General features: G+C 53.6%; 24 protein-coding genes and 4 tRNA genes. 19 read left to right on the top strand and 9 right to left on the bottom strand.

The genetic code is table 11. The features are described from left to right. The first annotated feature begins 155 nt into the window (after positions 1 to 155). The 9 genes from Mal52_RS22210 (at position 156) to Mal52_RS22170 (ending at position 5,258) form a co-directional block, all read left to right on the top strand. Positions 156 to 226 (top strand) — tRNA-Glu (locus Mal52_RS22210). Between the two features lie 229 nt (positions 227 to 455). Then, positions 456 to 537 (top strand) — tRNA-Leu (locus tag Mal52_RS22205). A gap of 317 nt (positions 538 to 854) precedes the next feature. Further along, a complete protein-coding gene (locus Mal52_RS22200) occupies positions 855 to 1,337 on the top strand; it encodes a hypothetical protein (protein WP_145378726.1) in 483 nt (160 codons plus the stop codon). Between the two features lie 592 nt (positions 1,338 to 1,929). Then, positions 1,930 to 2,000, top strand: a tRNA-Val gene (locus tag Mal52_RS22195). 222 nt (positions 2,001 to 2,222) lie between these two features. Next, on the top strand, positions 2,223 to 2,639 hold the full coding sequence (locus Mal52_RS22190) for a GNAT family N-acetyltransferase (protein ID WP_145378725.1): 417 nt from the start codon (positions 2,223 to 2,225) through the stop codon (positions 2,637 to 2,639). Between the two features lie 128 nt (positions 2,640 to 2,767). After that, positions 2,768 to 2,841: transfer RNA gene (locus Mal52_RS22185), tRNA-His, on the top strand. 137 nt (positions 2,842 to 2,978) lie between these two features. Then, positions 2,979 to 3,575: an HNH endonuclease gene (locus Mal52_RS22180; RefSeq protein ID WP_145378724.1), complete on the top strand. Its 597-nt coding sequence runs from the start codon at positions 2,979 to 2,981 to the stop codon at positions 3,573 to 3,575. A gap of 136 nt (positions 3,576 to 3,711) precedes the next feature. Next, a complete protein-coding gene (locus Mal52_RS22175; protein ID WP_145378723.1) occupies positions 3,712 to 4,464 on the top strand; it encodes a hypothetical protein in 753 nt (250 codons plus the stop codon). A 260-nt stretch (positions 4,465 to 4,724) separates the two neighbouring features. Further along, positions 4,725 to 5,258 (top strand): GNAT family N-acetyltransferase, encoded by a 534-nt coding sequence (locus tag Mal52_RS22170; RefSeq protein ID WP_145378722.1) that lies wholly within the window; start codon positions 4,725 to 4,727, stop codon positions 5,256 to 5,258. Between the two features lie 187 nt (positions 5,259 to 5,445). Here Mal52_RS22170 and Mal52_RS22165 read toward each other — a convergent pair whose 3' ends face one another. The 4 genes from Mal52_RS22165 to Mal52_RS22150 all read right to left on the bottom strand — a co-directional run bounded on the left by Mal52_RS22165 (position 5,446) and on the right by Mal52_RS22150 (position 11,120). After that, the gene (locus tag Mal52_RS22165) at positions 5,446 to 8,769 is read right to left on the bottom strand and encodes an inverse autotransporter beta domain-containing protein (protein ID WP_145378721.1); all 3,324 of its coding nucleotides are present in this window, start codon (positions 8,767 to 8,769) and stop codon (positions 5,446 to 5,448) included. A 661-nt stretch (positions 8,770 to 9,430) separates the two neighbouring features. Next, positions 9,431 to 10,066: a hypothetical protein gene (locus tag Mal52_RS22160; protein WP_145378720.1), complete on the bottom strand. Its 636-nt coding sequence runs from the start codon at positions 10,064 to 10,066 to the stop codon at positions 9,431 to 9,433. A gap of 122 nt (positions 10,067 to 10,188) precedes the next feature. Then, entirely contained in the window at positions 10,189 to 10,395 is a 207-nt protein-coding gene (locus tag Mal52_RS22155) for a YqaE/Pmp3 family membrane protein (RefSeq protein WP_145378719.1), read from the bottom strand. A gap of 212 nt (positions 10,396 to 10,607) precedes the next feature. After that, on the bottom strand, positions 10,608 to 11,120 hold the full coding sequence (locus Mal52_RS22150; RefSeq protein ID WP_145378718.1) for a ferritin: 513 nt from the start codon (positions 11,118 to 11,120) through the stop codon (positions 10,608 to 10,610). 295 nt (positions 11,121 to 11,415) lie between these two features. Here Mal52_RS22150 and Mal52_RS22145 point away from each other — a divergent pair, with 295 nt between their 5' ends. Continuing rightward, positions 11,416 to 12,339: a diacylglycerol/lipid kinase family protein gene (locus Mal52_RS22145; protein ID WP_197534395.1), complete on the top strand. Its 924-nt coding sequence runs from the start codon at positions 11,416 to 11,418 to the stop codon at positions 12,337 to 12,339. Positions 12,340 to 12,353: 14 nt separating this feature from the next. On the opposite strand, the gene Mal52_RS22140 is transcribed toward Mal52_RS22145, so the two are convergent. The 5 genes from Mal52_RS22140 to Mal52_RS22120 all read right to left on the bottom strand — a co-directional run bounded on the left by Mal52_RS22140 (position 12,354) and on the right by Mal52_RS22120 (position 16,786). Further along, positions 12,354 to 12,806, bottom strand: coding sequence for a hypothetical protein (locus Mal52_RS22140; RefSeq protein ID WP_145378716.1), 453 nt, complete (start codon positions 12,804 to 12,806; stop codon positions 12,354 to 12,356). A gap of 112 nt (positions 12,807 to 12,918) precedes the next feature. Next, positions 12,919 to 13,197: a GlsB/YeaQ/YmgE family stress response membrane protein gene (locus tag Mal52_RS22135; protein ID WP_145378715.1), complete on the bottom strand. Its 279-nt coding sequence runs from the start codon at positions 13,195 to 13,197 to the stop codon at positions 12,919 to 12,921. A gap of 163 nt (positions 13,198 to 13,360) precedes the next feature. Then, the gene (locus Mal52_RS22130; protein ID WP_197534394.1) at positions 13,361 to 13,828 is read right to left on the bottom strand and encodes a PA2169 family four-helix-bundle protein; all 468 of its coding nucleotides are present in this window, start codon (positions 13,826 to 13,828) and stop codon (positions 13,361 to 13,363) included. Positions 13,829 to 14,053: 225 nt separating this feature from the next. Further along, positions 14,054 to 16,015, bottom strand: coding sequence for an AI-2E family transporter (locus Mal52_RS22125; protein WP_145378713.1), 1,962 nt, complete (start codon positions 16,013 to 16,015; stop codon positions 14,054 to 14,056). Between the two features lie 72 nt (positions 16,016 to 16,087). Continuing rightward, positions 16,088 to 16,786, bottom strand: coding sequence for a PH domain-containing protein (locus Mal52_RS22120; RefSeq protein ID WP_197533389.1), 699 nt, complete (start codon positions 16,784 to 16,786; stop codon positions 16,088 to 16,090). A gap of 540 nt (positions 16,787 to 17,326) precedes the next feature. Between Mal52_RS22120 and Mal52_RS22115 the strand changes: the two genes are divergently transcribed. The 9 genes from Mal52_RS22115 (at position 17,327) to Mal52_RS22075 (ending at position 23,400) form a co-directional block, all read left to right on the top strand. Then, positions 17,327 to 17,482 carry a DUF3309 family protein gene (locus Mal52_RS22115; RefSeq protein WP_145378711.1) on the top strand — a complete coding sequence of 52 codons (156 nt, stop codon included), beginning with the start codon at positions 17,327 to 17,329 and terminating at the stop codon, positions 17,480 to 17,482. A 63-nt stretch (positions 17,483 to 17,545) separates the two neighbouring features. Further along, entirely contained in the window at positions 17,546 to 17,998 is a 453-nt protein-coding gene (locus Mal52_RS22110; RefSeq protein ID WP_145378710.1) for a CsbD family protein, read from the top strand. A 48-nt stretch (positions 17,999 to 18,046) separates the two neighbouring features. Next, on the top strand, positions 18,047 to 18,214 hold the full coding sequence (locus tag Mal52_RS22105; protein ID WP_145378709.1) for a DUF1328 domain-containing protein: 168 nt from the start codon (positions 18,047 to 18,049) through the stop codon (positions 18,212 to 18,214). A 52-nt stretch (positions 18,215 to 18,266) separates the two neighbouring features. Beyond that, on the top strand, positions 18,267 to 18,518 hold the full coding sequence (locus Mal52_RS22100) for a hypothetical protein (RefSeq protein WP_145378708.1): 252 nt from the start codon (positions 18,267 to 18,269) through the stop codon (positions 18,516 to 18,518). 165 nt (positions 18,519 to 18,683) lie between these two features. Then, on the top strand, positions 18,684 to 19,085 hold the full coding sequence (locus Mal52_RS22095; RefSeq protein ID WP_145378707.1) for a hypothetical protein: 402 nt from the start codon (positions 18,684 to 18,686) through the stop codon (positions 19,083 to 19,085). Between the two features lie 53 nt (positions 19,086 to 19,138). Next, the gene (locus Mal52_RS22090; RefSeq protein ID WP_145378706.1) at positions 19,139 to 19,360 is read left to right on the top strand and encodes a hypothetical protein; all 222 of its coding nucleotides are present in this window, start codon (positions 19,139 to 19,141) and stop codon (positions 19,358 to 19,360) included. Next, positions 19,357 to 19,797: a phage holin family protein gene (locus Mal52_RS22085; protein WP_145378705.1), complete on the top strand. Its 441-nt coding sequence runs from the start codon at positions 19,357 to 19,359 to the stop codon at positions 19,795 to 19,797. Before Mal52_RS22090 ends, Mal52_RS22085 begins: the two co-directional genes overlap by 4 nt. An 84-nt stretch (positions 19,798 to 19,881) precedes the next feature. Then, positions 19,882 to 20,076: a hypothetical protein gene (locus Mal52_RS22080; protein ID WP_145378704.1), complete on the top strand. Its 195-nt coding sequence runs from the start codon at positions 19,882 to 19,884 to the stop codon at positions 20,074 to 20,076. A 183-nt stretch (positions 20,077 to 20,259) separates the two neighbouring features. Beyond that, positions 20,260 to 23,400 (top strand): hybrid sensor histidine kinase/response regulator, encoded by a 3,141-nt coding sequence (locus tag Mal52_RS22075; protein WP_197534393.1) that lies wholly within the window; start codon positions 20,260 to 20,262, stop codon positions 23,398 to 23,400. The last annotated feature ends 499 nt before the right edge of the window (positions 23,401 to 23,899 follow it).

Genomic DNA, 23,899 nt, shown 5'->3' with positions numbered 1-23,899 from the left:
GCGTGAGGCTTGAGGGAACAGGCTTGAGGAAGAAAAGACTGTAGGCTTTAGACCGTAGACTGTAGGGTTGGCAGGCGAACGTCGTTCGGCGATCCCCACCATCTCTGGCCACTGGCCACCGACCACTGGCCACTCCTTTCTGCCTACTAGCAAACGGCCCGTTCGTAGCGGCCAAGGATACCGGCCTCTCACGCCGGAGACACGGGTTCAAATCCCGTACGGGCTATTTTGTGACATGATGGTTTAACGGACTTCGTTGCCACAGATTGAACACAGATTAAACGCAGATTTTAAAAGCCACGGATGAACACGGATGAAACACGGATAAAAAAATGAGAATGAACGTGACGTCACAGCCTTCGCTCAACGCATCTCGAGCGTCGATCTGTAACTCTTCTGTCGTTCAGGATTACCGTCGTATCGGCGGAGCGTGAATTTTTTTAACGGAAACACACGGCCAAGTGGTGAAACTGGTAAACACGCGGCGTTCAGACCGCCGTGCCTGCGGGCATGGGAGTTCGACTCTCCCCTTGGTCACTTCGGTAGGCGTGAGGCTTGAGGGAACAGGCTTGAGGACGAAGGTCGTAGGCTTTAGTCCGTAGGCCTTAGGGAAAATTCCCTACAGCCTACAGCCTACAGCCTACAGCCTAAAAACAACGCGGGTGAGCGAGTGCTCAGCGGGGCCTCATAAGCCTTGACCGCCGGGTGCGACTCCCGGACCCGCTACTTTGGAGGCGTGAGGCTTGAGGGGAAGAGGCTGTAGGCCTTAGACCTTAGACGATCGGGTTGGCAGGTGAATGTCAGCAGAATGACGATGGGCCTTTCCTTCATTTCGTATGGTGCTGGTAAAACTCATGAATCTCCAAAAAGCAAAACGACTGTTCTTTCAATATGACGGATTGTGTTTCCATATTTGGCATGACGGCTGCCGCAGTGTTGAGGCGACGTATCTGCTAGAGGAGCTGCCAAAATCTCTCCGATTAGAATGGCTTGAAGAATTAACAGCGTTGAAACTTAAAAAACTTGGTTCTCGGGGGAATTGGCGGGTTGTCAGTTTTCTGGTTGATCATCGTGACAAGCGACACTTGATTGCCGCTGCTGCAGCAATACCGCTAGGCGTATTTTGGGAGAAGTGCGCTTATCTAGAGTATCTCCTGAAATATGTGAAGCTTTGCCGTGGCCGTTTTTCCGCAACTCGTCTAGCCAATATCTGTGATGACGTTCAGCAGCAAGCTCTCCCATTGCGTCGCCGCGTACGCGCTGAGACTTCCGTTTCTCGCGTCGATCTTCTCATACAAGACGCAAAAAAACTTGCAGATGACATTCGCGGAAGTTGAATATAAGTACTTTCAATCATGAGCTAAACCTAAGCCTCAATAGCCGGTAGCCCCCGCCGTCTCTGGCCACTGGCCACTCCTTTCTGCCTACTGCCTACTAAACAAGCCCTGCGGTTGTGATGGATGCATGACAGTCTTCGAAACTGTTGGACGAGGTTCGATTCCTCGGTGGGGTACTTTTGATCGTGCGGCGAACGGCTTGTGGCCGCTTGCCGGATTCTGTGCACGACCTTGGCGACACCGTCCGGCTCGTGGAGCCATCACCCCTGACCCTCTCCCAGAGCAATAGATTGCCTTTCGCCGTGGTGAAATAATCATCGGGTGGCAGCGATTGCCAACGGCAATCGGTGTGCCGTAGGCACAAGACGCAGCAATTTCAGCTGTCCTCGTCAGCGAGAGTCTGCTTGTTTAAGAATGCGGAAATTGCGGCTTCTTGCGGGCTGCGCCCGCCCCGATGTCTGCGCCATCGCGGCCACCCCGGATTTTTTATCAATCGAACACTTAGATCATTACCCGTCTCGTAGATGCAATTTGTAGTAACGGGGGAGGAAGACGACATTCGGCGATTCAACGCGTCTGAAATTTGGTTCCCGATCCCGTGGTCCAATGGTACGACTCCAGCTCGACATGCTGGCAACGATGGTTCAATTCCATCCGGGATCACTTTTGACAATTGAAAGACGCCCTGCATTGTGCGGGGGGGCGCAGGCTTGAGGCTTGAGGCTTGAGGGAAAAGGCTGTAGGCCATAGTCCTTAGACCGTAGGGTTGGCATTCAACAGCCGTTTGTCTTTCCCCACATTTCTGGCCACCGACCACTGGCCACTTTTTTTCAATCCCGACAAGCGGCAAATTCACAATCCCTCATAGCAGGACGCACACGATTTATGGAACCGCTCGCAATTCAATACAGCGACAATCGCCGACCGACGATCGAGGAAATCTTGCCGCTCTACCTCGCCAATCAATGGTCGTCGGCTGACAAGCCGGACGTCTTGCACAAGGGGTTATTGGCATCAGATTCCTTGGTCACCGCTTGGGACGGCGAGCAGCTAGTTGGATTGGGGAATGCGATTTCTGATGGCCACTTGGTGGTTTATTACCCACACTTGCTGGTATGGCCGAAATATCACGGTCGGGGAATCGGGACCGGTTTGATGCGGCTGCTCATGGACAAATACGCCGGCTTGCATCAACAGATGCTGGTGGCCGACGGCCGGGCGCTCGATTTTTATCGCAAGTGTGGATTCGAGCGCGCAGGGCAAACCGCAGCGATGTGGATTTATGCCGGAGATGACCATTGAGGGACCAGTCCCGCGCATCCCGGGCGGGTGGTGACACTTAAATCAAATGCGGTCATGGAGAATTTCCACCGAAACGTCGGCAAACGATTGAACCGACTGACGGCGGTCCGTGTCCTAGCGGACATATGGTATCCGTAGTGTAGTGGCTATGCATGCGACCCTGTGAAGGTCGTGGTGGCGGGTTCGATTCCCCCCGGATACCCTTGATAAAAATTTAACAATTTCCCGTAACAATTGACCTCGCAGGTCTCACCTGAGAAAATGCCGACAGGTTGTATGCCGACGGATCAGGCTGCAGTCTCATACCGCATGCCGAAGGACTTCTCATAGGAGGATACGATGGTAGCTGCCGTTTTAGATCGACCGACGCTGGTCTTGAATCGCAACTGGCAACCAGTAGGCGTGGCGACCGTCGCCCGCGCATTGGTCAAGGTGTTCAGCGAAAACGCCCGCATCGTCGACCCGGCGAACTACCAGACGTACGACTGGTCCGATTGGGCCGAAGTCATGCCGGAGGACGATGAATTGGTCATCCGCACTAGCCAATTGCGCTTGCGCGTGCCTGAGGTCATTACGCTCGTGCAGTACGACCGGGTCCCGGTCAACGCTGTCACTTTCAGCCGCCGCAACGTTTTCAAACGTGATCGCTATGCGTGTCAGTATTGCGGTTGCCAACCAGGCAGCAACGAATTGACGATCGACCACGTGTTGCCCCGGTCGCAAGGGGGTGGCTCGAGTTGGACGAACTGCGTGCTGGCGTGTGTGGAGTGCAATTCCCGCAAGGCGGACCGCACTCCGGAAGAAGCCCGCATGTTGTTGCGCAAGGAACCAGTGCGCCCCCAATGGAAGCCGCTGTACGCAACGCACGGACAACGGATCGACAGTTGGTCCAAGTTCATTAGCGAAGCGTACTGGAACGTGGAGTTGGAAGAGTAGCTGCTCGCTGCTGATAAACCTTTGGCACAAAACGGTTGGTACTGTTGGCTGGTCCACCAGTACCAACCGTGCGACCTGCCACGTCACTGCTGGACAAGCCAGCAGTGGCACCCGGCGCTCGATTTGAGAATTTGCGATGCATCAAAAGAAGAATACGTTTCGTCTCTGGCGATGCATCGCTTACAGCCTTGTTGGCATGCTACTCGGCTCGCTAATTGACACCGGCGGGGGTGTCGCGCAGCGGATTTTGATGGCGACGCTTTTCGCCGGCATCGGTGCGGCGTGCAGTCTTCCGGAAATGTCACCGTTGAGACTGATCGGTCTGACCATCGGCGCGCTCATCTCTCGCAATACGTTCCTGCCAGGACTGGAAAAAGCAGATGAGATTTTGCCGCAAACGCATTCTGCCAAAGAGTCATCGAGTCAGACCGTATCGCAACGTCTGCTGGACTGGGTGTTGGCGGATGGCTTGGAACGACGCGGTGGCTGGTCCGTAATCGCGGGTGCCTTGGTTGCACTCATTATTGGCGCTGGAATTGGTGTGCACGACATTATGGCTATCCACGATGGCCGTGCAGGCTGGTTGCTAACGCGCCCCTCCAACCCTCAAGAGGAGGGAGAGATTTACCTGATCGCCGCCGTGTTCGCACTAGGTTTAGCAACCTGGGGAGGAACCTTGGTAGGACTATTCGTGTCTCCCACGTATCGACGGCCACTTCTGACGGCCGTCGGATTTGCAGCCTTCTTATCAATATGCATTGTCATCGGCGTGCCTTCCGGTCGTGCAGTGCGCGGTGTTATTGCGTTCACTACGATTGCGGCCTTTGTGGTAGTGTTTGTCACTTTGTTGATCGAATTCGTTGAAGTCGATGACCCAGACGAGACTTAGTGGACGTCGATTGGATGTAATTCTTGCACCAATTCACCGCACATCACCGACAGCGGCAGGTGGTCGGCTGGGGATCGATCAGCATACGCCTCAATACATCAATTGCCCACACACGTCCGTGGTGTAACAGCAGCATTGCCGGCTCCAACCCGGCGGGTCAGGGTGCGAATCCTTGCGGACGTGCTTTCTCGTGTTCCCAGGCCTCGTCCAAACCGACGGCTCGCCGTCGTACTCTGCGCCCGAAATCCGAAAGATCCCGCATGCGCCAACTCACACTGCAAACAAAACGCCTCACATTACGGCCGTATCAATTGACCGATGCGCCGGGGATGCAACAACTGGCCGGAGAACGAGCGATTGCAGCCACGACTCTGCGGATTCCGCATCCTTATCCGGACGGTGTTGCAGAAGAGTGGATTGCCAGCGCCCTGGAGAGAGCGGCGAGCGGCAAGGCCTATCACTTTGCCATGGTGCTGACTGAAACCGATGAATTTCTCGGTTCGGTCGGGCTGACCGTGCAACGGGAATGGGAGCGGGCCGAGCTGGGGTATTGGATTGGCGTGCCCTATTGGGGCCGCGGCTATACGACCGAAGCGGCGATTGAGATCGTGCGGTTCGGTTTTGAGGATCTGGGGCTGCACCGGATTTATGCCTCGGTCTTCGCCAACAACCCGGCTTCTGCGCGAGTGCTGGAAAAAGCGGGGCTGACCTATGAAGGTCGGCAGGTGCAAGCGATCAAGAAATGGGATGAGTTTCTGGACACGCTGACTTACGCGCGGGTGAAGGCGACTTGATTTGCGTAGAACCAGTTTCAAAACCAGGTTGCGCCTGTTCAGGAATCTATAATACAAGTGGTTGCGTGACGCGTCAGAGAGTTTTGAAACTCCTTGTCGACAAACAAAAAAACTGGGGATGCCGTCAAATCGGCATCCCCAGTGTTCGTTTTTCAGTTGCGTTGGTCAGGTGACCATTAGGTCGTGCTTAGGGGAAGATTGTTCCCGGAGGCACCACTTGCCAGACAAACGGAAACTCGCCGGGTAGGACACCCAAGATGACTCCACCGCCGAAGCCGGGGTCCAGGATGTCGACACCATCTTCGATGCCTGGCAGAGGCCCTTCGACCCGCATCGTGCTTTCGCCAATACCTGGATAGAGGAAAGTGTCCGATGCTCCACCTGGTGTTGCCGGCGGCAAACCATCTCTGGCTGCCAAGCGAGTTGCGTTTCGCCGTCTGGCCGGATCGGTAAACGGTCCTGGATCGGTTTGATCAACATCGCGTGACTTGAAGACCGCTTCGGCGTTGTCGTAGAAGGCTCCGAAGTTGATGACATCGATCGAGTCAGCCGTATTGCCGTGGAAGACCACGTCGATTCTCGCCAGCGGATCGGACTCGTAATTGTCCACTGTGAATTCTGCGTCGGTCCAAGTGCCATCGGTATCAGGCGGATCAACCGTCGACGTAAAGCTTTCGATGACAAGGTCCTCCCCGTAGTTCCCTGACAACATACTGTTGGTCAAGCCGGCGATCACACCGCCGTAACCGTCGCTAGCATATCCTCCGTCGAAGGTGTAAGAACGACCGCCATCGGAGGTTCCCACGCGGATGACAACACCGCCCATTGTTCCGATGGTGCCGTTCGCATCGATTTCGCTATTATCGATCACCAACGTTGTCGTCGGTATGGTGTCGATTAGGCCATCGTCAGCCAAGGCCACGGAGCTGGAAACATCTTGAGTTTGAGTTCCCGATGCGGTGTTGACAAGATAGACCCCTTCTTCGCCGTTGGCTGAGATCTGCGAGTCTGTGATGTAGATTTCCATACCTGCATCTTCTTGCGTCAACAGGTCGACACCGCGTCCTTCGTTGAAGTTGATCTCGGTGTCGTTGATCGTGGCAACGACAAAGTCAGCGAATCCCGATAGCCCGTTCGAACGGAATTCCATACCGTCGCCGTCGTTGTTGTTAAACTGGCTGATGCGGGTCGCACTCGCATCGACGTCCATCAGCAACAATGAGCTGCCGAAGATTGATTCCCAGTCGAAACCAGCACCAAGGTTGTTGTTGATCCGGTTACCGTTGAGGTCCAGGATCGTACTCGCCGCTCCGAAGATTTCAACCTGCAATCCGTCGCCGTTATTGGCAAGGACGTCGTTGTCGGTGAGCACCAGATCCAGGTTCGACTGCAGAAAGATACCATCGCCGTCGCCGACTGCGTCGTCGTATCCGTTATTGTTGATTTCGTTGCGTTCCCAGACACCTTGTAGCAGGATACGCTCAGCCGAAGTCATTTGGATACCGCCGAAGCCGTTGCGGTTGATGAAGTTGTCTGCCAGATCCACATCCAACGTCACGTCCGCCTCACCATGCAGTTGCAGACCGATGTTGGCATTGTCAGACATTGAGCTGCGTACGATGTCGACCATGCCATTCGGCACGCGACCGTTGTAGCTGAAAATGGAGACACCGTTACGTCCGTTGTTGTCGAATGTCGAGTCAGCAATGTTAATGCTGAATCCGGAATCATCGACCCGCTCCACGAAGAACCCGTCGCCAAAGTTATTTGAGAAGGAGCTATTAAACACATCGACTGCCAGTGTCGTGTTGAAGAAGCTGACATCCGTCCCGAAACCGTTACCGGCCACACCCGAGACATCCACGTTATCCATCAGCAAGTTGATCGTGGCGGCGGTGTCGACAGTGACATAAACACCATCCTCATCCCCGTCGGCGATGATCGTATCGATGATTGCCAAGTCTAAGGTCGTCCCATCGGCGTTTTCCGCACGAATCGAGTCAGCACCCGTTCCGACAAAGGTCGAATCAGTGATCAGGCCAACACCAGTGGCATTCATCAGATCGACACCACGTCCGCCTCCACTGACCGCGACTTCACGGATCAAGAAGTCATCCCCGGACCCGAAGATCGCAGGCTGACCGTCCGGCACCGCAAAGCGGAAGCCAGCGACTTCGACGCGGTCACCCAGCATGGAGACCGTGCCACCCAGTAGCGGGTTGACTCCCGGTGTGTATCCAGGCATTTCAAACGTGCCTGCGGTTGACGTATAGAAGTGAACCGTGCCTTCACCCAACAGACGTTGATCGTCTTGCAGGAAAAAGTCGCCCGTCATGCCCGACGATGTGCCATCGCCACGGTTGACGAAGATAATGTCAGCTTCAGAAGGCACCGAGCCGGGCAGGGTGCTATACGGAGCTTCTGCCGAACCGTCTCCACTGCCAGGTGCGGTGTTGTCGACGTGATAGACAATGAACGGTTCCATATCAACCGGGTTGATTGCCACGCTCGATTCCCGAACGACTTTTTCGTTAACAGGAACGCGATATTGCCGTTGGACTTGTTGTGCGAGCATCATGTTGGTCGGTTGGCGTGTAAAGGCCGGACGCCGTCCGCCACCGGGGAAGTCGATTGCGACCGACCCCATCACGTTGCTGCCGAAGACGCTGTCGCTGGTCCATTCCACTTGGCCCCAGATCGATTCTGTGATGTCACCTTGCAGGCGAACCTTAGGACCGGAAGCATCTTTCTCGCCTTCGGCTTGCATGTAGTAGCCACCGGCATAAACCTTAATGCCATAGTCACCCAAGAAGGGAACCGGCATGCCGATTTCAGCATCAAACCCCGAGTAGGGGACTTCATACAGTGAATCAGTCGCTTGCCCAATGTTGTATCCCGAGAAGATCGGAATGCCCGTCGTGCGACCGACGAATTTCCCAGCTGTGTTATCAGCGATATAGGCGTTCACGCGATAGTCGAGACCATTGTCGGTCAATGACGCCAAACTGATGCCCCAGCGATCGTAGTTGAATACGTTACTATCATCGTAGTCCCACCAACCACTGATGCTATACATGCGATTCATCATTTCGCTGTAGTAACGATAGCCCAAGCCGACGTTGCCGCCGTATTCGGCATGGTTCGTGGCGTAGCCGCGACCTTCGATGAAGACCAAGCTGGTCCCCGGATCGATGTGGAACGGGACCATCGCACCCAGTGTTTGATACCCGTCCTTAACGAACGAAGGCTGAATGTCGCTGCGGAAGCGGAATTGAATCCCAAAGGGATCCGCTGCGCGACTCGGTCCGGGACTCCCCACGGATGTCATCCCGGTGGGCCCACCATTCATCGACTCGGTACTCCACGATGTGGGAGTGACATAAGCCGTTCCAGTGGTTTCATTGTTAGCAAGACGTACGCTACCCGCGTCGTCTGCCGCATGGACCGGTGACCATAGCATGGCCGTGATCAACACGATTCTCAAGGGGACGTTTACTCGTCTCGTATTCATGGATCGCTCCAAAAGGCTTGCCGCGTGAACACGCATAATGTTGTCTCACCAGTCAGGATTACTCTGATTTCATCCGAATTTGTATCCGAAATCGGCGAAATGCCGCTGCAACTCAACGCCCCCTACTGCGACAAAAAAAATGCTCCCACACGGCCAATAACCCCGTGCTGCCCGCTCCGATTTGTGGCAGAGCATCCACATTTCAACCGCCCTCCACAGAGGAGATAGACTTTGACGGTTGTAATGAATGTTCGCAGTATTCTGATTGTTCGGAATATTCGAGCCGTAAGTTGAGTCGAATCCCCCAGGAAATTGGAATCCAGGTAAGAGTTACCGATTATTCACTCGTTGCCTGGGGGTTTAGGAGTACTGGCAGGACTGCGAAACTGTTCGCATTTCGAGATACGTTCGCACAGCATGCGTTCCAAGATGTTGTGCTGAAACTGCCTATCTCGTTCCTGGCCAACCTTCCTGGCCAACCCGCCTGGAAGTGGCCTGCAAACGCCGGAGCGTCGTCAGTTCCAACAGATGGACTTCTGAGACACGGCACCGACAAGCATGTCGAAGCGAGCCAAATCATTCTCGCTCATCACCTGGATGCTGGCGGATTCCCGGAGCGCAGCGCTGAGCAGATCACTTTGTACGAGGCGCCGTGCTTGCCTCACACCTGGGGTGGGGCATCCAGTTCGCGCACAGCGGTCGCGAGTGATCTGAGATGCTCATCAAGTTTGTCGGGAACACTAATGGCTGTCCGGCATTGCCATCGCAATTGCCCGGCCGCAAGTTGATAGGTGTCGGTCGGAGTCGCCAGAACCAGTTGCAAAAACGCCTGCTGCTTTTTGGGGGTGAGCCAAGCCACTCCATCTGCGGACTCAGTGATTTCGACATTCACATTCTGGTCAAACTCTTCATTACCAGTTTGGTATCGCTGCTCATTGAAGGCCAATTGCACATCCCCCACCAAGCCGCCGGCGGATTCGAGGTGCAGATTGCCTGGCGGGGGATGATGTAGGAAAACAGCCATGGAAATGACTTCCACACCCAGTGGCCCTGTATCAGAGCTTTCCGGAGAAATCGCCAATTCAAAACGGCGTCCCTCAAGCAGCCCCGTGACCTGGGGTTGCCCCTCGACAACGGTGTACTGAAATCCGTTTCGCCGGGCGAACGCTTGCCAAACATTTTCTCTGCGTCTGCGCAGCACGATCGTGACCAGAATCGCGAACACGACCAAGATCGAGACCGTCACGGCGACCGTGTTCAAATTGACGGCCGATGATAGTAGGGCAAGCTGTTCCATAGTACTCCTTCAGCCGTGATGCTCGTGCATGAAGTCAATCACGTGTCGACCATACACTCGTCGGGACTCCTTTTAAGGAGCTCAAGAATGACAAGTGTCCTTTCAAGAAATACATTCCAGGTTCATTTCCGCACAATAATCCAGACCGCATGAATGATCCCCGGGACGTATCCCAGAATCGTCAGCAGAATATTCAGCCAGAAATGCATTCCCAAGCCGACCTGTAAAAACACCCCGACCGGGGGTAACAGGATGGCCAATAAAATACGGATGACATCTGCCGTCGGTGATTTTACATCGTGGGAAACGGGCGAAACCTGGTTAGACATTTTGGACTCCTGGTAAATCGTTTTTTGTTGAAAATGATGAGAGATTCAGTGCCAGCGTTGATGACGGCGGTATAACAGTCCGTTGAAAAAAAAACATATGCGAGTCGGGTGCTACTGCTGGCTTGTCCCGCACTGTTTTTGCCCGTCACACAGTTAGCACTGGCGGACAAGCCGCCCGTGGCACCCTTTTTCAACCGGCTCATCGGCCAGCATTAAGCGGGGCTGGTGTCCAGCACCAAGTCGCGTTCCCCTAACACGCGGTCGAATTCCAGGATGGCTGCCGGATCCTGGCTGACCATTTTGACTTTGGCCAGGTTTTCACGGGCCGTTTTTTCCTCTTCAACCTGCTCCGTGATGAACCACTGCAGCTCGACAAGCGAAGCGAATGCGCGTTGGTCCAATGCCATTTGAAAGATAGCGTCGATCCGCTGTGTGTTCTCTTCCTCCTGCTTCAATGCAGCGTGAAAGATTTCGACAATCGATTCAAACTCTGCTTGGGGAGGTTCGATCTGCTTCAATTGCACGGGGGCATTCCGTTCGACCAAGAAATCATAGAGTTTCATCGCATGCGTGTACTCTTCCTGGGCCTGTGCCCGCAGCCATCTCGCACTGCCGTTGAGTTGTTGTGACGAGCACCAAGCTGACATTCCTAGATAGGAATACCACGCCGATAATTCTGATCCGACTTGTTCATTCAAGGCGTTGAACACGAGTTCTTTAGTCATGATTGACCTCAACTGACTGTCTTAGTGAAGATTCGAAGGTTCGTTTTGCATTTCTCGCAATAGTTTTCTTTTAAGAGCAGTTGCCGTGCCGATCCTGCCTATGCGATAACCCGGGAGCGTTTTTTGACGCAAAACGTTTGGAATTGAGTTGATTTCGCCATGGCTGATGGAAATATTGCATTGGCTTCCGGCTGAGATGACCTGGAAATGGTCGCCGAACAACCAACTCGATGGGAGGGCGAACAGTGTTGTCCAGCCTGACTCAATGTGCTCAAGGATTAAAGAAAGCTCACCCATGAGTGAAACGCCCATTCATCTTCTCTGGAACAGTCACGCCGGCTCTGCTGAGGCGAATCAAGATGTGCTGGCGTTGTTTCAAAGCCGCCCTGATGTGACGGTGCATCAACCTGGTTCGGATGCAGAAGCACGCAAGCTGGTGGAACAGGTCTCCCGCAACGGTGCTCAGACGGTGATTGCTGCCGGGGGGGACGGGACCGTGAACTCTGCCGTGCAGGGGTTAATGCATGCAGGTGCCACGTCGACCTTAGGGATCCTGCCGTTAGGGACCGGAAACGACTTTTGCCGGACGCTGGCCATTCCTCTCGACGTTCAGCAGGCGGCCGAACTTGTCGATGTGGCTGAGACAAGGCAGGTTGACCTCGTCCGGGCTGTGAACGACAGCGAATGCTCACACTTCAGCAACATGGCCACGGGAGGCAACACCGGTCAATTCATGGATCAATTGACCGCTGACATGAAACAATTCTGGGGCCCGCTGGTCTATCTCCGCGGTGTGGTCGACGTCCTGTCGGAGTTGATTTGCTATGACTTAACCGTGCAGTTTGACGACCACCCCCCGCAACAGATCGAGGCGCTGAATGTTTTTGTGGCCAACGGTCGCACATCGGGCACCGGTCTCACGGTTGCACCAGACGCGAGTCTTGAAGATGGCTTCATGGATGTTGTGATCGTCCGCGATTGCGAGCCGATACAAATCGCCGGTCTCGCCACCGATTATGCGTTGGGTGACTATCGGGAAAATGAGAACATTCTTTTCCAGCGCACAAAAAAAGTCCGTATTGAATCGGACCCGCCGATGGCCTTCACCGCTGACGGAAATTTGCTCACCAAGGGCACCGTAGAGTTCGAGATCTGTCCCTCTGCTCTGAAAGTGATTGTCGGTGCCGATTATGTGGCGTCGCCCAACCTGCCGACCTGAGAGCGACAGCAGTTTTACGGCTTGGTGATGGGCAATTGTGCGTCGCCAAACCATCCCGGATCGACAGCAACACCGCCAATGGCTTTCAACCCGACCGCCACTCCCCCGTAAGCGAATCCACCAAGGGCCACGCCACCGACAACTCCCAACAGACCGAACGCGCAGCCCCCTAAACTCAAAAGTCCACACGCCAGTCCGCCAATGGCCACCCCGCCTTGAGCGATGCCCCCGACAGCGATCACTCCGGTGGCTTGATCACCGATGGCGAAAATCCCTTTGGCATGCCCGCGTGCCTCGCCGCTCTCAAAATCGGGACCGATGGCGACATCGTAGAGCGGCAAACCAAGGAGTTTTTTGTGGGAGCGGGCGCGAACGGACTTCTTTGCCTTGTGCGAATTTTGTTCAACCTGAAGTTCATGTTCGAGTTTTTCGACGCGCGCTTCCAGATCTTCACGGGAATCACTCATCTTGATACCTCCTCAATGAATTGATCAAAGCTGCTGGCGATTGACGGAGTGCTGCGGACCTATCGATGACGAGCGCCTGGTCGGCCAGCCAACCGAAAGGGGAAGAGTAACTTTATTTGGACGGACGTTGTGTGATGAAACCTATGATGGCGGCAAACAGTGCCCCGCCAATAATTGACCAGAGGATTGGGAAGGTTGTGTCGCCAATGGTGATGGCGAACATCTCTGGCAATTCAGCGAGTCGCGCCAGCCATGTGCCCAAGAAGGCACCAATGAACCCAATCACGATGGAGATCAGACACCCTCCGCGAGAATAGCCACAGAGCGCCTGTGCCAGTCCGCCACAGATTCCAGCAATTAATAACAACACCAGGATTTCAAGAAATGACATCTGTTTGATCTTTTCAAAAGAGACTGTCGTTCGAAGGTAACATGGAGACGAGCAAACCGTATTCGATCTGAGTGAAGTCGGCAATCCAAACCAGTGGAATACGCACTCGACCTCATGGCATACCAACATGCTTCCCTCTCAACGTCAACGGCGACGTCGAGAATTAGGTCGCGGTAAATTTCGTGCGAAGTTCGCAAATGCGGTTGCGTGCCTGTTGAACGGCGGCGTATTGGCGTTTGAGAAGGCCAGCCGCTTTGCTACCGGCCGTTCGTGAGAGTACAGCCTCGTATTTGGCTTTGATGTAGTCTTCGCCGCGTTTCACTTCGGTCAATACCGCATTGGGCCCTTCACTAAACGTATCTTTCCAATCCATGATCGCTCGATGAATTCGTCCGGCGATACTGCCTTCGATTAGCGGTTGCTCATCATCACTGTCAATGAGTTGCTGTAGACCGACAGCCTGCCTAATTCGTTCCTGGGCGACGCCGGCAAAATGATGTTGTAATGTCGTATCCTCGATCAGATTCGCTGCCTTCGTAAACCCGTTATAGCTATCGAGATTAATCTCGATGAGTTCTTGCAAAGCGGTAATCGTTCTTTGATTGAGTCTATTTTGAGATTCGGATGTCATGGGATTTCTCCGATCAGTTGTCGTTGATATCTCCTGAAAATGTAGTAATTCCATCTATACTGCAGATAGCATGCCAAGCATTTCTAGCTGCCCAAAACAGCGATGAATTGTGATAATTTCATCGAAAACTCCTCTCAATTGGTAGATCAACTTTCGAATTGGCTGCTTAACGACCAGATACGGGGCAAAGCAGAATGCAGGGATTAATAATGATCCGGAAATACTTTAGGGTTGGTGATCAACGGGCTGTGCGGCGGCAACAGGGACGGCATTTTGCTCTACTGGGACGGACTCCTCTGTGGAACTGTGCGAGTGGGACGCTTGTTGGACATTGAAGCGTGCCTGGCGTACGGAGGTGATTAAGTCCGGCAGACTCGTTGCAACGACGTTGGCCCCGGCATTTAATAAACGTTGCTTCGATTTGCCGTACTTTTCACCATGCATCAGTGCAACGACGATTTGCAAATCGGGGTACTGCTGGCTCAACCGTTTACAAAGGTAGCGTCCCTTGCGTGCCCCCAGCGGCGGCAGCAGGATGAGGATCGCGATTTGGCACTGTTGAGTTTCAATCCGGTTGATCGCTTCACTCGCCAGCATATCGATTGATCCCACTTCGACGTGACATCCTTCAGACCGCAGCAGTTGACCGGTCATTAACGCGACCGTTTCATCAGCTTGGTCGCGCACCGGAATACAAAGTACGTGCTCCTGAGCCTCTGGTCCGCAAGCCCCGTTCTCCGGCAGTGGTTCTTGGGGCAATCGTTCGCCCAACTCCTCGACGAGTTCTCGTGCAGAGTCGTTCACCACGGTTTCTTGTTGTTCGCTGAGCAGAGCCGCATGTCGGTCTTGCTCGGCCAACTGCAGGGCGGGCATCAACACGTCGTCATAAAATTCCGTCACGCTCGCATTTTTGAGGTACTCTTCAGCCAATTCGTTCGCTTCATAGTCTTCTGCCGTCAATAATCTTTGATACATCTGTTCATACGGCTCAAGAGCTGAGCGGTCTCCTAACAATAATGGCAGGAAACCGAGTTGCGGAACATACTTGCCTAGAACCACCAAACAGACCGTCAACGGCATCGCCAGTACCAATCCCACCGGTCCCCACAGCCAGGTCCAGAAAATCGCTGCGAGGATAACACCCAACGATGAGACACCAATGCTACTGCCGTACAACCAAGGTTCCAGCACATTGTTCACCACCAGTTCCAAGCTGACGAACAGTCCGATGGTCATCAAGGGAAGCGACCAGCCATCGGAGATCGCCATTGTCAGTGCGATCGGCATAGCGGCTGAGATCCAGGGACCGATATATGGCAAGAACCGCAGCATCGTCCCCATCACGCCCCACAGAATCGCGTTGGGGACGTCCAAAAACATCAAAGTAACAGCAACGACGACACCATAAATGATGTTGATCAACAACTGCATCCGTAGATAACGGCTCAAGCGGTCGGTGGCGTCTTCGATCGCTTCTGTTGTGGCGTACAGTTTCGAAGTGCCGACGAGTTGGATCACCCGATTCCGCAAATCTTCTCGCTTGACCAGAATAAAAACCACCAGCACGACGACGATACCCGCCGTGGACAATGGCGCCACAAGCGGCCCCAACCACGTTTGAATCTGATTCAACGGGGAAGGGGGCAGGGAGACCACTTTGACTTCCACCGGGTTGTCTTTCGAGCCATCGGCCTGTTTTTGAGGGTTTAGCCACCCCAGTATGTTTTTCTGCAATGCCGGCTGATCAGAGGTCTCGGCGGAATCTTGCTCTTTGTCGGCAACGTCGCCGCCTTCCGACAATTCTGTGCCAATGTCTTCGAGTGCTTGCTTGGCCTTTTCGAGTTTCTCACCGGTCCCGTTTTGCAGGTTGTGGATCTTATCGATCAGATTGTCTTTATAATCCGGCAGTCGCGTACTCAACTCAATGAGTTGATTCGTAGCCAGCCAGCCCGCGCCTCCAATGGCAGAGAATGCAATCGCACATACGATGATCACTGAAGGGATTCGCCCAAGACGCAACCGTTCCAAACGGCTCACCAGGGGGGTGAGGACGAAGCTTAGCAAGATGGCGAGAGAAAGCGGCAATAATATCTCTTTGGCCAAATAGAGCGCGGCAATCACGAATGCCAAGATCAACAGCGTGTACGAACGTCCTGAACCATGCGTTGCCGCGTTTTTATCTACCATGACAGATATCCCTTGTCTCGCGCTTGAGGCATTTTTTAACAGACAACCGACTAACGACAACACGGCCCAGACTTATTGGTAATTCCGAATGGTTTCCACCACGGATTCAGGTTGTGGAATCCCTTTGGCGCGGATTTCAAAGTCATCTTGTCCAGAGCTGGAGATGGCCAGCGAGCCCACACCCAGTATGCGCTGGAGGACGGTTTGATCGATCTGCATATTACGAACGTCATCGTGTCGGACTTCAGAGGTGGTGCGTGCGATGAGCCCTCGCTGAAAGATGCAACGGTCCGTTGTGACCTGCAAAGTGACAAACATGATCTTGATTCGCCAAGCCAAGTAAGTGACAGTGCTGACCGCCATCAACGCCAGGCTGATCCACAGCAACGATTCCCCTTCCAGCACGTCCCAGTTGTTGAGGTCCCACGCGACAAGATCGACGTTCGCCTCAGCCGCAAGGAATAACACGAGACCTGCCAAACCGAGGGCAAACAACAATACGATGCCCAGGTAGATGAAAGGATGGTTGCGAAACATCGCTGGGTGCAGCGTTTGAAGAGTCCGCTCTTCATCGGCGGGCACTTCAACCACCGGGGGACTCTGAACACCGGTCGATGAAGTTTCGCTGACCGGGATTGACTGCGGCGCCTCGATTTGAATCGGCTTGCCGCAGTCGACACACGCGATGTTTTCTCCAATCAGTTGTGATTCCACATCCATCACTGCAGTACAGTGCGGGCAGCGATACGTCAAAGTTTCGGTGGTGTTCACGACCATCTCCTTGATTTTTTAAGTTCAGTGCTTGGTCAACCAGCTTCCTCTTCTATGTGGTTAAAGCAAGCCGTGTGCCGAACACTAAAATCGCGGAATTTGAGCGTTTTTGGTGGCTGAGACCGGTCGTTGAACACTCAGAGTGGTGGAGTGACGATTGACTGACGTCCACCGAGCTTGCCTTTCGGTGGAATGAGCTGGAAGCCTGATAAGCTCGAAACCTAAGAGGTACGTCGAGCGCTCCCAAATATTGCCGCCGGCGCGACGACTGCATCCGCTGATCCGTTCCCTCATGCCGCGTTCTGTCGGGGGCGTTGAGGGGGAGCCTTCTGCATGTGAGGGGATGGCGAACAGGCTTGATCGTTGAGCGCTCAGCTTGACCGCACGTCGCGCGAAATTTGCGGAAGTGTCTCTATTGCTGCTTCAATCGCCCTCGTATTTCAGCGGATTTTATGAGAATTGGCGATTGGCACGGAACCTGCTCTTTCGTCGTTTCGTTGCTCAAAACTTTAAGACATACAACTCATCGGGGAGACCGCCATGTTGGGAACCATCTTGCTGATCATTTTGATCTTGCTGCTTCTCGGCGCAGTGCCGACATGGCCGCACAGTCGGAATTGGGGGTATGGACCCAGCGGCGGCGTGGGCCTGCTTCTCATCATTGTGATCGTGCTTTTGGTGATGAAGGTCATCTGAGGTCATCCCCACCCGTCCGATGGTTTCTTATTCGACAACACATAAAACACAAGGGAACACGTCATGCTCAATAAACAAGTTTTGCAAGGGCACTGGAATGAAATTCAAGGCAAATTACTCGACCGTTGGGGAGAACTGACGGACAACGAATTAAAACAATTCGACGGCAACGCCGCTCAGCTGGTCGGAATGATTCAGCGGAAGACCGGCGAGGCTCGTGGCGATGTGGAAGACTTTCTCGAAGAGATCGTGAGCAACTCAACTTCCACGGTCGAAAAAGTCTCGGATGCCGTCCGCCAAGGTGTCCACGATGTCGCCGACAATGTCAGTGACTATGCGGCGCATGCTGGCGAGTCAGCCAGAGTGGCTGCAACGCGGGCCGCTGATCAAATGCGCGATGGATACAAGCAAACCGAAGAGCTAGTCCGTCGCCGTCCCGCGGAATCTTTAGCAGTCTGTTTTGGCGCCGGGTTAATCACCGGTGTCGTGCTCGGTCTCGCTTTGCGGTCTCGATAATACCGCAACTGTTCACCCTCTTTTCCCTTTCACCTCAAGGAGTTTGAAATGTTAAATCTGGCAATTTTCTTATTGATCGTGGCGTTGGCTTTCGCTGTTTTGGGATTTACCGGCATCGCTGCCAGTTTCGCCGGTGTTGCAAAAATCTTGTTCGTCGTTTTCCTCGTGTTGTTTTTGATCAGTGCCGTGACGGGGTCGATACGCCGACCGTCATAATCTGACCTGCTGATTCAACTTTTGAATATGTCACCTTTTGGAGAAAGTGACCATGTCTGAACCTCGTAATCGTTTGGACGATATTCAGGAATCAATCACCGAGCAGTCGAAGGATTTTGTCGGTGATCACGCATTGTCCTCCGCACTTGTCACCTTTGGGTTAGGTGTGGGGGTCGGACTGACAGTGGTCAGCCTACTCTCTGACTCCGGGCCGCCGCGCAGGGCGGCGGCCGCGGAGCGGTTGGGCGCACAACTGTTGGACTCCTTAAGTGCGGTCGTGCCTGATTCGTTTATGAAACGTTAACAGCCTGTTAAGAATCGCAAAATATCGAAAGTCGGGTGCCACCGCTGGCTTGCCCAGCAGTGTTTTTCAGGTCACACCGTTTGCACTGGCGGATAAGTCGCCAGTGGCACCCTTTTGTTAACGGTCTGCTAATCATCCTGATACGGAACCCCCCAAAGCATTGCCATGATCAGTCCCGCCGACGACATCCGACGAAAAATGCAAAACGTGCGCCACGAACTCAAAGAGGGCGTGGACGATATTGCTGAATCGACACGCGAGATGACGAATTGGCGAACCTATGTCAAACGATATCCGTGGGTTTGTATGGGGGCCGCGCTTGCCGCCGGCTATGCCGTGGTTCCCAAGCAGGTGGAACTCGTGGCTCCCGATGCGGACACGCTGATCAAATTGGCAAAAAAACACAAATTAGTCGTCGAAGCGAACCCAAAGCCGCAATCTCGCGGCAGCGTGACCAGCACCTTGTTAAGTCTCATGGGGACAATGGCCATGCGTGGCGCTGTCGCTTACGCCGGGAATTATTTCGGCCAACAAGGTGGCGAGCAGATCGCCGCTGATACCGAGTGATGCGCGTCAACATTCGCTTTTTGACTCAACAATACAACTCGATGGAGAAATCAATGACGAACCGTATGACCGACTCGCCCCTCGCCGATCACAGTATCGATCCAAAATCATTCACCGAATGTGGTAGCCCCGAAGAAATCGCAGCTGCCGCATTAGGGCAGGGGAAACAACTCGTCAAAAAACTGGAACAAGTCGTCTCTGCTAACCCGGCAGTGGCATTGGGGGCGGCAGTCGCGACCGGTCTGGTTCTGGGTTGGTGGGTGAAACGAAAATGAGTGAACACAACGGCTCAACGCACTTTCCACCGCGCACCGTCGCCCGCAATGTGGGCCAGTTCGCACACGACGTCGTCTCCTTAGCCGAATTGCAGGCCGAACTGCTCAAGGTCGATGCCGAGGATTATCTGAAACGCACTGCCAAACCGCTCATCGCGCTGGCGATCACACTGGTCGTCGCATTGGGCTGTGTTCCGATGGCCTTGGCAACATTGGCTTTGGGGCTGGTTCAAGCCGGCCTGCAAACTTGGTTGGCATTTTTAATAGCAACCGTAACCGGCCTGATCATCGCCAGCCTGAGCGGTATCGCCGGCTGGCTGTGGATGGGCAAGTCGTTTAACGCATTCCGTCGATCCAAACAAGAATTTCGCAGCAACCTGACGTGGATAAAACTCGCGTTAAAAGGGACTGCGGAAAAACAGACCCGTTCGATATGACCATATGGAAACCCCAGGGCAAGTCACTTTCAAGGTAATCCTGAGAAGTGAACTTGCTTCAGTTCTGCCACAAAGGAGCAATCGATGACAGACGATATGAATATCCAATCCCATGAACGTCACTCGAAGCCGATTCATCTCGCAGGTCAAGAGGCCATGTCGGCCGGCGATGCGGCGATTGAGTGCATGAAACAGTACGCTCAAGAACGACCCGAGGTCGTGACCTTATGGGCGTTTGGAATCGGCTTTGTACTGGGCTGGAAATTGAAGCCCTGGTAGGATCTCCCATTGGGTGGCGGAGGCATGGAGCACTGTTGATTGCGACGTCGCGAAAAATGCTGCGCAGCAAGGAGCAGACTGGGGCCACTTCCGTTGATCTCTCTCGTCTCGTTAGCTGGATCACGGACAGATTGGCTATACTGATGCTCTTTGTGTTCAGTGTCAGTGATGAAGGTAGGCCGTATGAATTCTGACTCGATGCCGTTCCAAGACGTCGTGGATAACTCGCGTGAATCGTACGTCTTGGCACGCGTGAGTGTCTTAGCGGCCGTTGGAGCAGTGTTTCTGCTCGATTCGTTTCTGGCAGTCGATGTGGCTGGCTACATATTGTATTTGCCGATTATCTGGTTGGCTTTCCGAACCGGAAAAGCTTTAGATATCTACGCCACCGCGGCATTATGTTCGGTCATGTTGGTGATCGACCTGTATATCTCTTCAACGAGTGACGAGGTTGTTTGGATCTCCGTCATGAACCGGCTGTTGGGGATGTTCGCCATTTGGTTGACGGCCGCCTTGTGTGGTAAAATCGTGCGTGCCAAACGTACGCTACTCAGTCGAGAACGTTATCGCAGCAGCATCGTTGAAACTGCGATGGATGCCGTCGTCTCGATTGACCAACGCGGCCGCATCGTGGACTGGAATGCCCAGGCGGAAACCACGTTTGGTTGGACACGATCAGAAGTTGTTGGTGAAGAACTCGCATCGCGCATCATCCCGCCGGAATATCGGACCGCTCAACGCCAAGGGTTAGCGCGATTTCTTAAAACGGGGATGGGACCGATCCTGGGCCAACGGGTGGAGCTGACCGCCTTACGAAAAAACGGAGAAGAATTCCCCATCGAATTGAGCGTCGTTGCCGTGTCGCTTGACGGCAAAGTCCTCTTCAATGCCTTTGTCCGCGATATTTCGCAGAAGAGCGAAAACTCAAAATATCGGGCTCGCTTGGCGGCACTTGTCGATTCTTCCTACGACGCAATCATCGGCATCGACATCGATGGCACGATCAACAGTTGGAACTTGGGGGCCGAACGCGTCTATGGCTATCGGGAAGAAGAAACGCTTGGTAGAACCATCGATTTTCTCTTGCCGCCGGATATTGAAGAAGAAACGAAAGTCATCACCGAGGCGATACATTCGGGGAGGCGGTTGGAACAATTTGAAACGATCCGGAAACGAAAAGATGGGCAATTACTCTCCGTCTCCGTCACCGTATCGCCGATCGCCGATGAGAACGGGGTGGACATTGGCTCGTCAACGATCGAGCGAGATATCACCGAACGTAAACGGCAACAAAAAGAGCTGTTTGTCGCCAAGGAAGATGCCGAAAAAGCCAATCGCTCGCGCGCAGAATTTCTAGCCAATGTCAGTCATGAATTGCGAACGCCCATGAACGCAATTATTGGCATGACGCAAATCGCACTCGGTGAAAAGTTGACAGACGATGTGGAGGACTACATTCGAACAGCCAACGAGTCAGCGCACTCGTTGCTGACGTTGGTGAACGACATCCTCGACTTCTCGAAGCTGGAGTCCGGGAAATTTACGATCGAAAACGAACCGTTTCATCTACGCGAAATGCTGGATGTGGCCATCAAGCCGCTATCGCTGCATGCGTTTGATAAAGGGTTGGAATTGGCCTGCGATGTGGCAAGCAATGTCCCCGACGAATTAGTGGGCGACACGGTTAGGCTTAAGCAAGTTTTGACCAACCTCATCAATAATGCGGTGAAATTCACCGATGCCGGCGAAGTGGTCGTTGCTGTGGAAACATTGAAAAAATGGCCCAGTAAAGTGCGACTCCGTTTTTCGGTTCGCGATACCGGCGTCGGTATTCTTCCGGATGACCAACGCCGCATTCTCGAACCGTTCACTCAAGTCGATGCCTCTTCCACCAGGCGACATGGAGGAACGGGTCTGGGACTGGCCATCTGCAACCAGCTACTGCGTTTAATGGGCGGAAAACTCTCCGTCGAAAGCGAACCGGAGAAAGGAAGTTGTCTGTCGTTTCAGGTGACACTTGCCCGTCAATCGATCGCGACGAGAAAACCGTCGGAAGGATTGTCGCTCAAGCAACTGCAAAATTTGCCGGTTCTGGTCGTGGATGACAACGAGACGAACCGTCGCATTCTAGCCCAAATGTTGAAGAATTGGTCCATGCAACCCGATACCGTGGAGGGAGCCGAACAAGCGATTCGCCGGATGGATCGAGCATGCGAAAACGGTGCTCCCTATCCGTTAGTCATCCTCGACGCGCAGATGCCGGGAGTAGACGGATATACGTTATCGCGACGTATCTGCGAACGAACCACCAATCCGCCGCCAATTATCTTGATGATCTCTTCGTCTGATCGACAGGAATTCAAACAGCGGGAAACCGAGTCTGGAGTCGATCACTTTTTACAGAAACCGGTCTCGCAATCCGACCTGTTGGACGCCGTCATGCAGGCCATGCATGTCCAAGTCGACGAAACCAATGACGAAGTGAACCCACACAACAACCGCACCTCACATCGGTCGCTTTCGGTTTTGCTGGCGGAGGATACACCCGCCAATCAGAAAGTCGTGAGAATCATCCTACAAAAGTACGGGCATACGGTCACCGTTGCTCAGAACGGCCAGGAAGCGATTCAGTTGTACCATGATCGGGCCTTCGATGTGATCTTGATGGATGTGCAAATGCCGGTCATGGACGGTTATAAAGCGACTGCAAAAATACGCGCCGTTGAAAATGATTCTAAAAAATCAACACCCATCATTGCCATGACCGCCCACGCCATGCGGGGAGATCGCGAGAAATGTTTAGCGGCCGGCATGGATGCCTACCTCTCCAAGCCAGTTGATGTGGAGGAACTGGTCCAGTTGGTAGAAAATGCCTCTCTCGGCCGCGACAACCTACACGATCTCGAAGACGATTATGACTTTGAAGAATCCGCTGAAATTGTTGAGAACGCATCTTCTACACCACAGCCGGAGTTACCCGCTTCGCCAGATGACGTTGTCGATTATGCAGGCACGATGCGGCGCCTGAATGGGGACAAGAACCTGTTTCTGGAGTTTATCGGCTACTTTCAAGAAGACTCACCCAAGCTGCTTGAGGATCTCGGGAAAGCAATCGACGCCGCCGACCCCTCAGCCGTGCAACACGCAGCGCACAGCCTCAAAGGCATCGCTGCCAATTTCGGTGCTGAGAACTGTCTCTCCACGGCCAACGAGTTAGAGCAACTTGGCAAAGCCGGCGATTTGACGGGGGCGAAAGCATTGCAAACACAACTCGAGCAACACGTCGCACAACTCGACCTCGCATTGGCAAAATATCGAGAATAGTCAGCGCTGCCCGCTTAGCCAAACAAAAGCGGATGCTCATATGTTGGCGAGTTGAAACTTCAGTGTCGCCAGACGCGCTTGCAAAACGTGCTGCCGTGTGGTTTGAAATCGACCACACGTCACGCGAGTCTCGATGACGGATGATTTATCTGTAGATGTAATCCGACTGAGCCGTCGGTCGCTTAAAGAGCCGACGGTTCAACAAAGAACTGCTCTGCTCCCCCTCTGATGTTCTCCAGCCGTTATGCGCCGTTGCTGGATCAAATGCGAGAACGCTCAACGACCATTGCGGTAGATCGGCAACCAGATATCGGTGCGCCATTTTTATCCACCAACCACAATTTCATGGTGGTGAATGCGGTCAACGGAATTGTTTGAAATCTGATCCGACTAGTATCTCCACGCAATCAATAGCCTTGGAGACTTCGCGATGTAGAAATGCGCCGAAGTCTCGCTGCATTATTTTCTATTGGCACGGCATGTGCAAAACAGATGGTGT

Origin of the sequence: Symmachiella dynata (genome assembly GCF_007747995.1) — a bacterium.
Classification (GTDB): Bacteria; Planctomycetota; Planctomycetia; order Planctomycetales; family Planctomycetaceae; genus Symmachiella; species Symmachiella dynata.
The sequence above is the reverse complement of the archived record's forward strand: the minus strand, read 5'-3'. Positions and strand labels throughout refer to the sequence as shown.

Excerpts from the sequence above, each read along its gene's own strand:
- Mal52_RS22160 (WP_145378720.1), bottom strand. The coding sequence starts at position 10,066 with ATGGAACAGCTTGCCCTACTATCATCGGCCGTCAATTTGAACACGGTC.
- Mal52_RS22150 (WP_145378718.1), bottom strand. The coding sequence starts at position 11,120 with ATGACTAAAGAACTCGTGTTCAACGCCTTGAATGAACAAGTCGGATCA.
- Mal52_RS22135 (WP_145378715.1), bottom strand. The coding sequence starts at position 13,197 with ATGTCATTTCTTGAAATCCTGGTGTTGTTATTAATTGCTGGAATCTGT.
- Mal52_RS22110 (WP_145378710.1), top strand. The coding sequence starts at position 17,546 with ATGCTCAATAAACAAGTTTTGCAAGGGCACTGGAATGAAATTCAAGGC.
- Mal52_RS22115 (WP_145378711.1), top strand. The coding sequence starts at position 17,327 with ATGTTGGGAACCATCTTGCTGATCATTTTGATCTTGCTGCTTCTCGGC.
- Mal52_RS22175 (WP_145378723.1), top strand. The coding sequence starts at position 3,712 with ATGCATCAAAAGAAGAATACGTTTCGTCTCTGGCGATGCATCGCTTAC.
- Mal52_RS22075 (WP_197534393.1), top strand. The coding sequence starts at position 20,260 with ATGAATTCTGACTCGATGCCGTTCCAAGACGTCGTGGATAACTCGCGT.
- Mal52_RS22200 (WP_145378726.1), top strand. The coding sequence starts at position 855 with ATGAATCTCCAAAAAGCAAAACGACTGTTCTTTCAATATGACGGATTG.
- Mal52_RS22085 (WP_145378705.1), top strand. The coding sequence starts at position 19,357 with ATGAGTGAACACAACGGCTCAACGCACTTTCCACCGCGCACCGTCGCC.
- Mal52_RS22155 (WP_145378719.1), bottom strand. The coding sequence starts at position 10,395 with ATGTCTAACCAGGTTTCGCCCGTTTCCCACGATGTAAAATCACCGACG.
- Mal52_RS22190 (WP_145378725.1), top strand. The coding sequence starts at position 2,223 with ATGGAACCGCTCGCAATTCAATACAGCGACAATCGCCGACCGACGATC.
- Mal52_RS22145 (WP_197534395.1), top strand. The coding sequence starts at position 11,416 with ATGAGTGAAACGCCCATTCATCTTCTCTGGAACAGTCACGCCGGCTCT.
- Mal52_RS22165 (WP_145378721.1), bottom strand. The coding sequence starts at position 8,769 with ATGAATACGAGACGAGTAAACGTCCCCTTGAGAATCGTGTTGATCACG.
- Mal52_RS22180 (WP_145378724.1), top strand. The coding sequence starts at position 2,979 with ATGGTAGCTGCCGTTTTAGATCGACCGACGCTGGTCTTGAATCGCAAC.
- Mal52_RS22130 (WP_197534394.1), bottom strand. The coding sequence starts at position 13,828 with ATGACATCCGAATCTCAAAATAGACTCAATCAAAGAACGATTACCGCT.
- Mal52_RS22100 (WP_145378708.1), top strand. The coding sequence starts at position 18,267 with ATGTCTGAACCTCGTAATCGTTTGGACGATATTCAGGAATCAATCACC.
- Mal52_RS22140 (WP_145378716.1), bottom strand. The coding sequence starts at position 12,806 with ATGAGTGATTCCCGTGAAGATCTGGAAGCGCGCGTCGAAAAACTCGAA.
- Mal52_RS22125 (WP_145378713.1), bottom strand. The coding sequence starts at position 16,015 with ATGGTAGATAAAAACGCGGCAACGCATGGTTCAGGACGTTCGTACACG.
- Mal52_RS22080 (WP_145378704.1), top strand. The coding sequence starts at position 19,882 with ATGACAGACGATATGAATATCCAATCCCATGAACGTCACTCGAAGCCG.
- Mal52_RS22090 (WP_145378706.1), top strand. The coding sequence starts at position 19,139 with ATGACGAACCGTATGACCGACTCGCCCCTCGCCGATCACAGTATCGAT.
- Mal52_RS22105 (WP_145378709.1), top strand. The coding sequence starts at position 18,047 with ATGTTAAATCTGGCAATTTTCTTATTGATCGTGGCGTTGGCTTTCGCT.
- Mal52_RS22095 (WP_145378707.1), top strand. The coding sequence starts at position 18,684 with ATGATCAGTCCCGCCGACGACATCCGACGAAAAATGCAAAACGTGCGC.
- Mal52_RS22170 (WP_145378722.1), top strand. The coding sequence starts at position 4,725 with ATGCGCCAACTCACACTGCAAACAAAACGCCTCACATTACGGCCGTAT.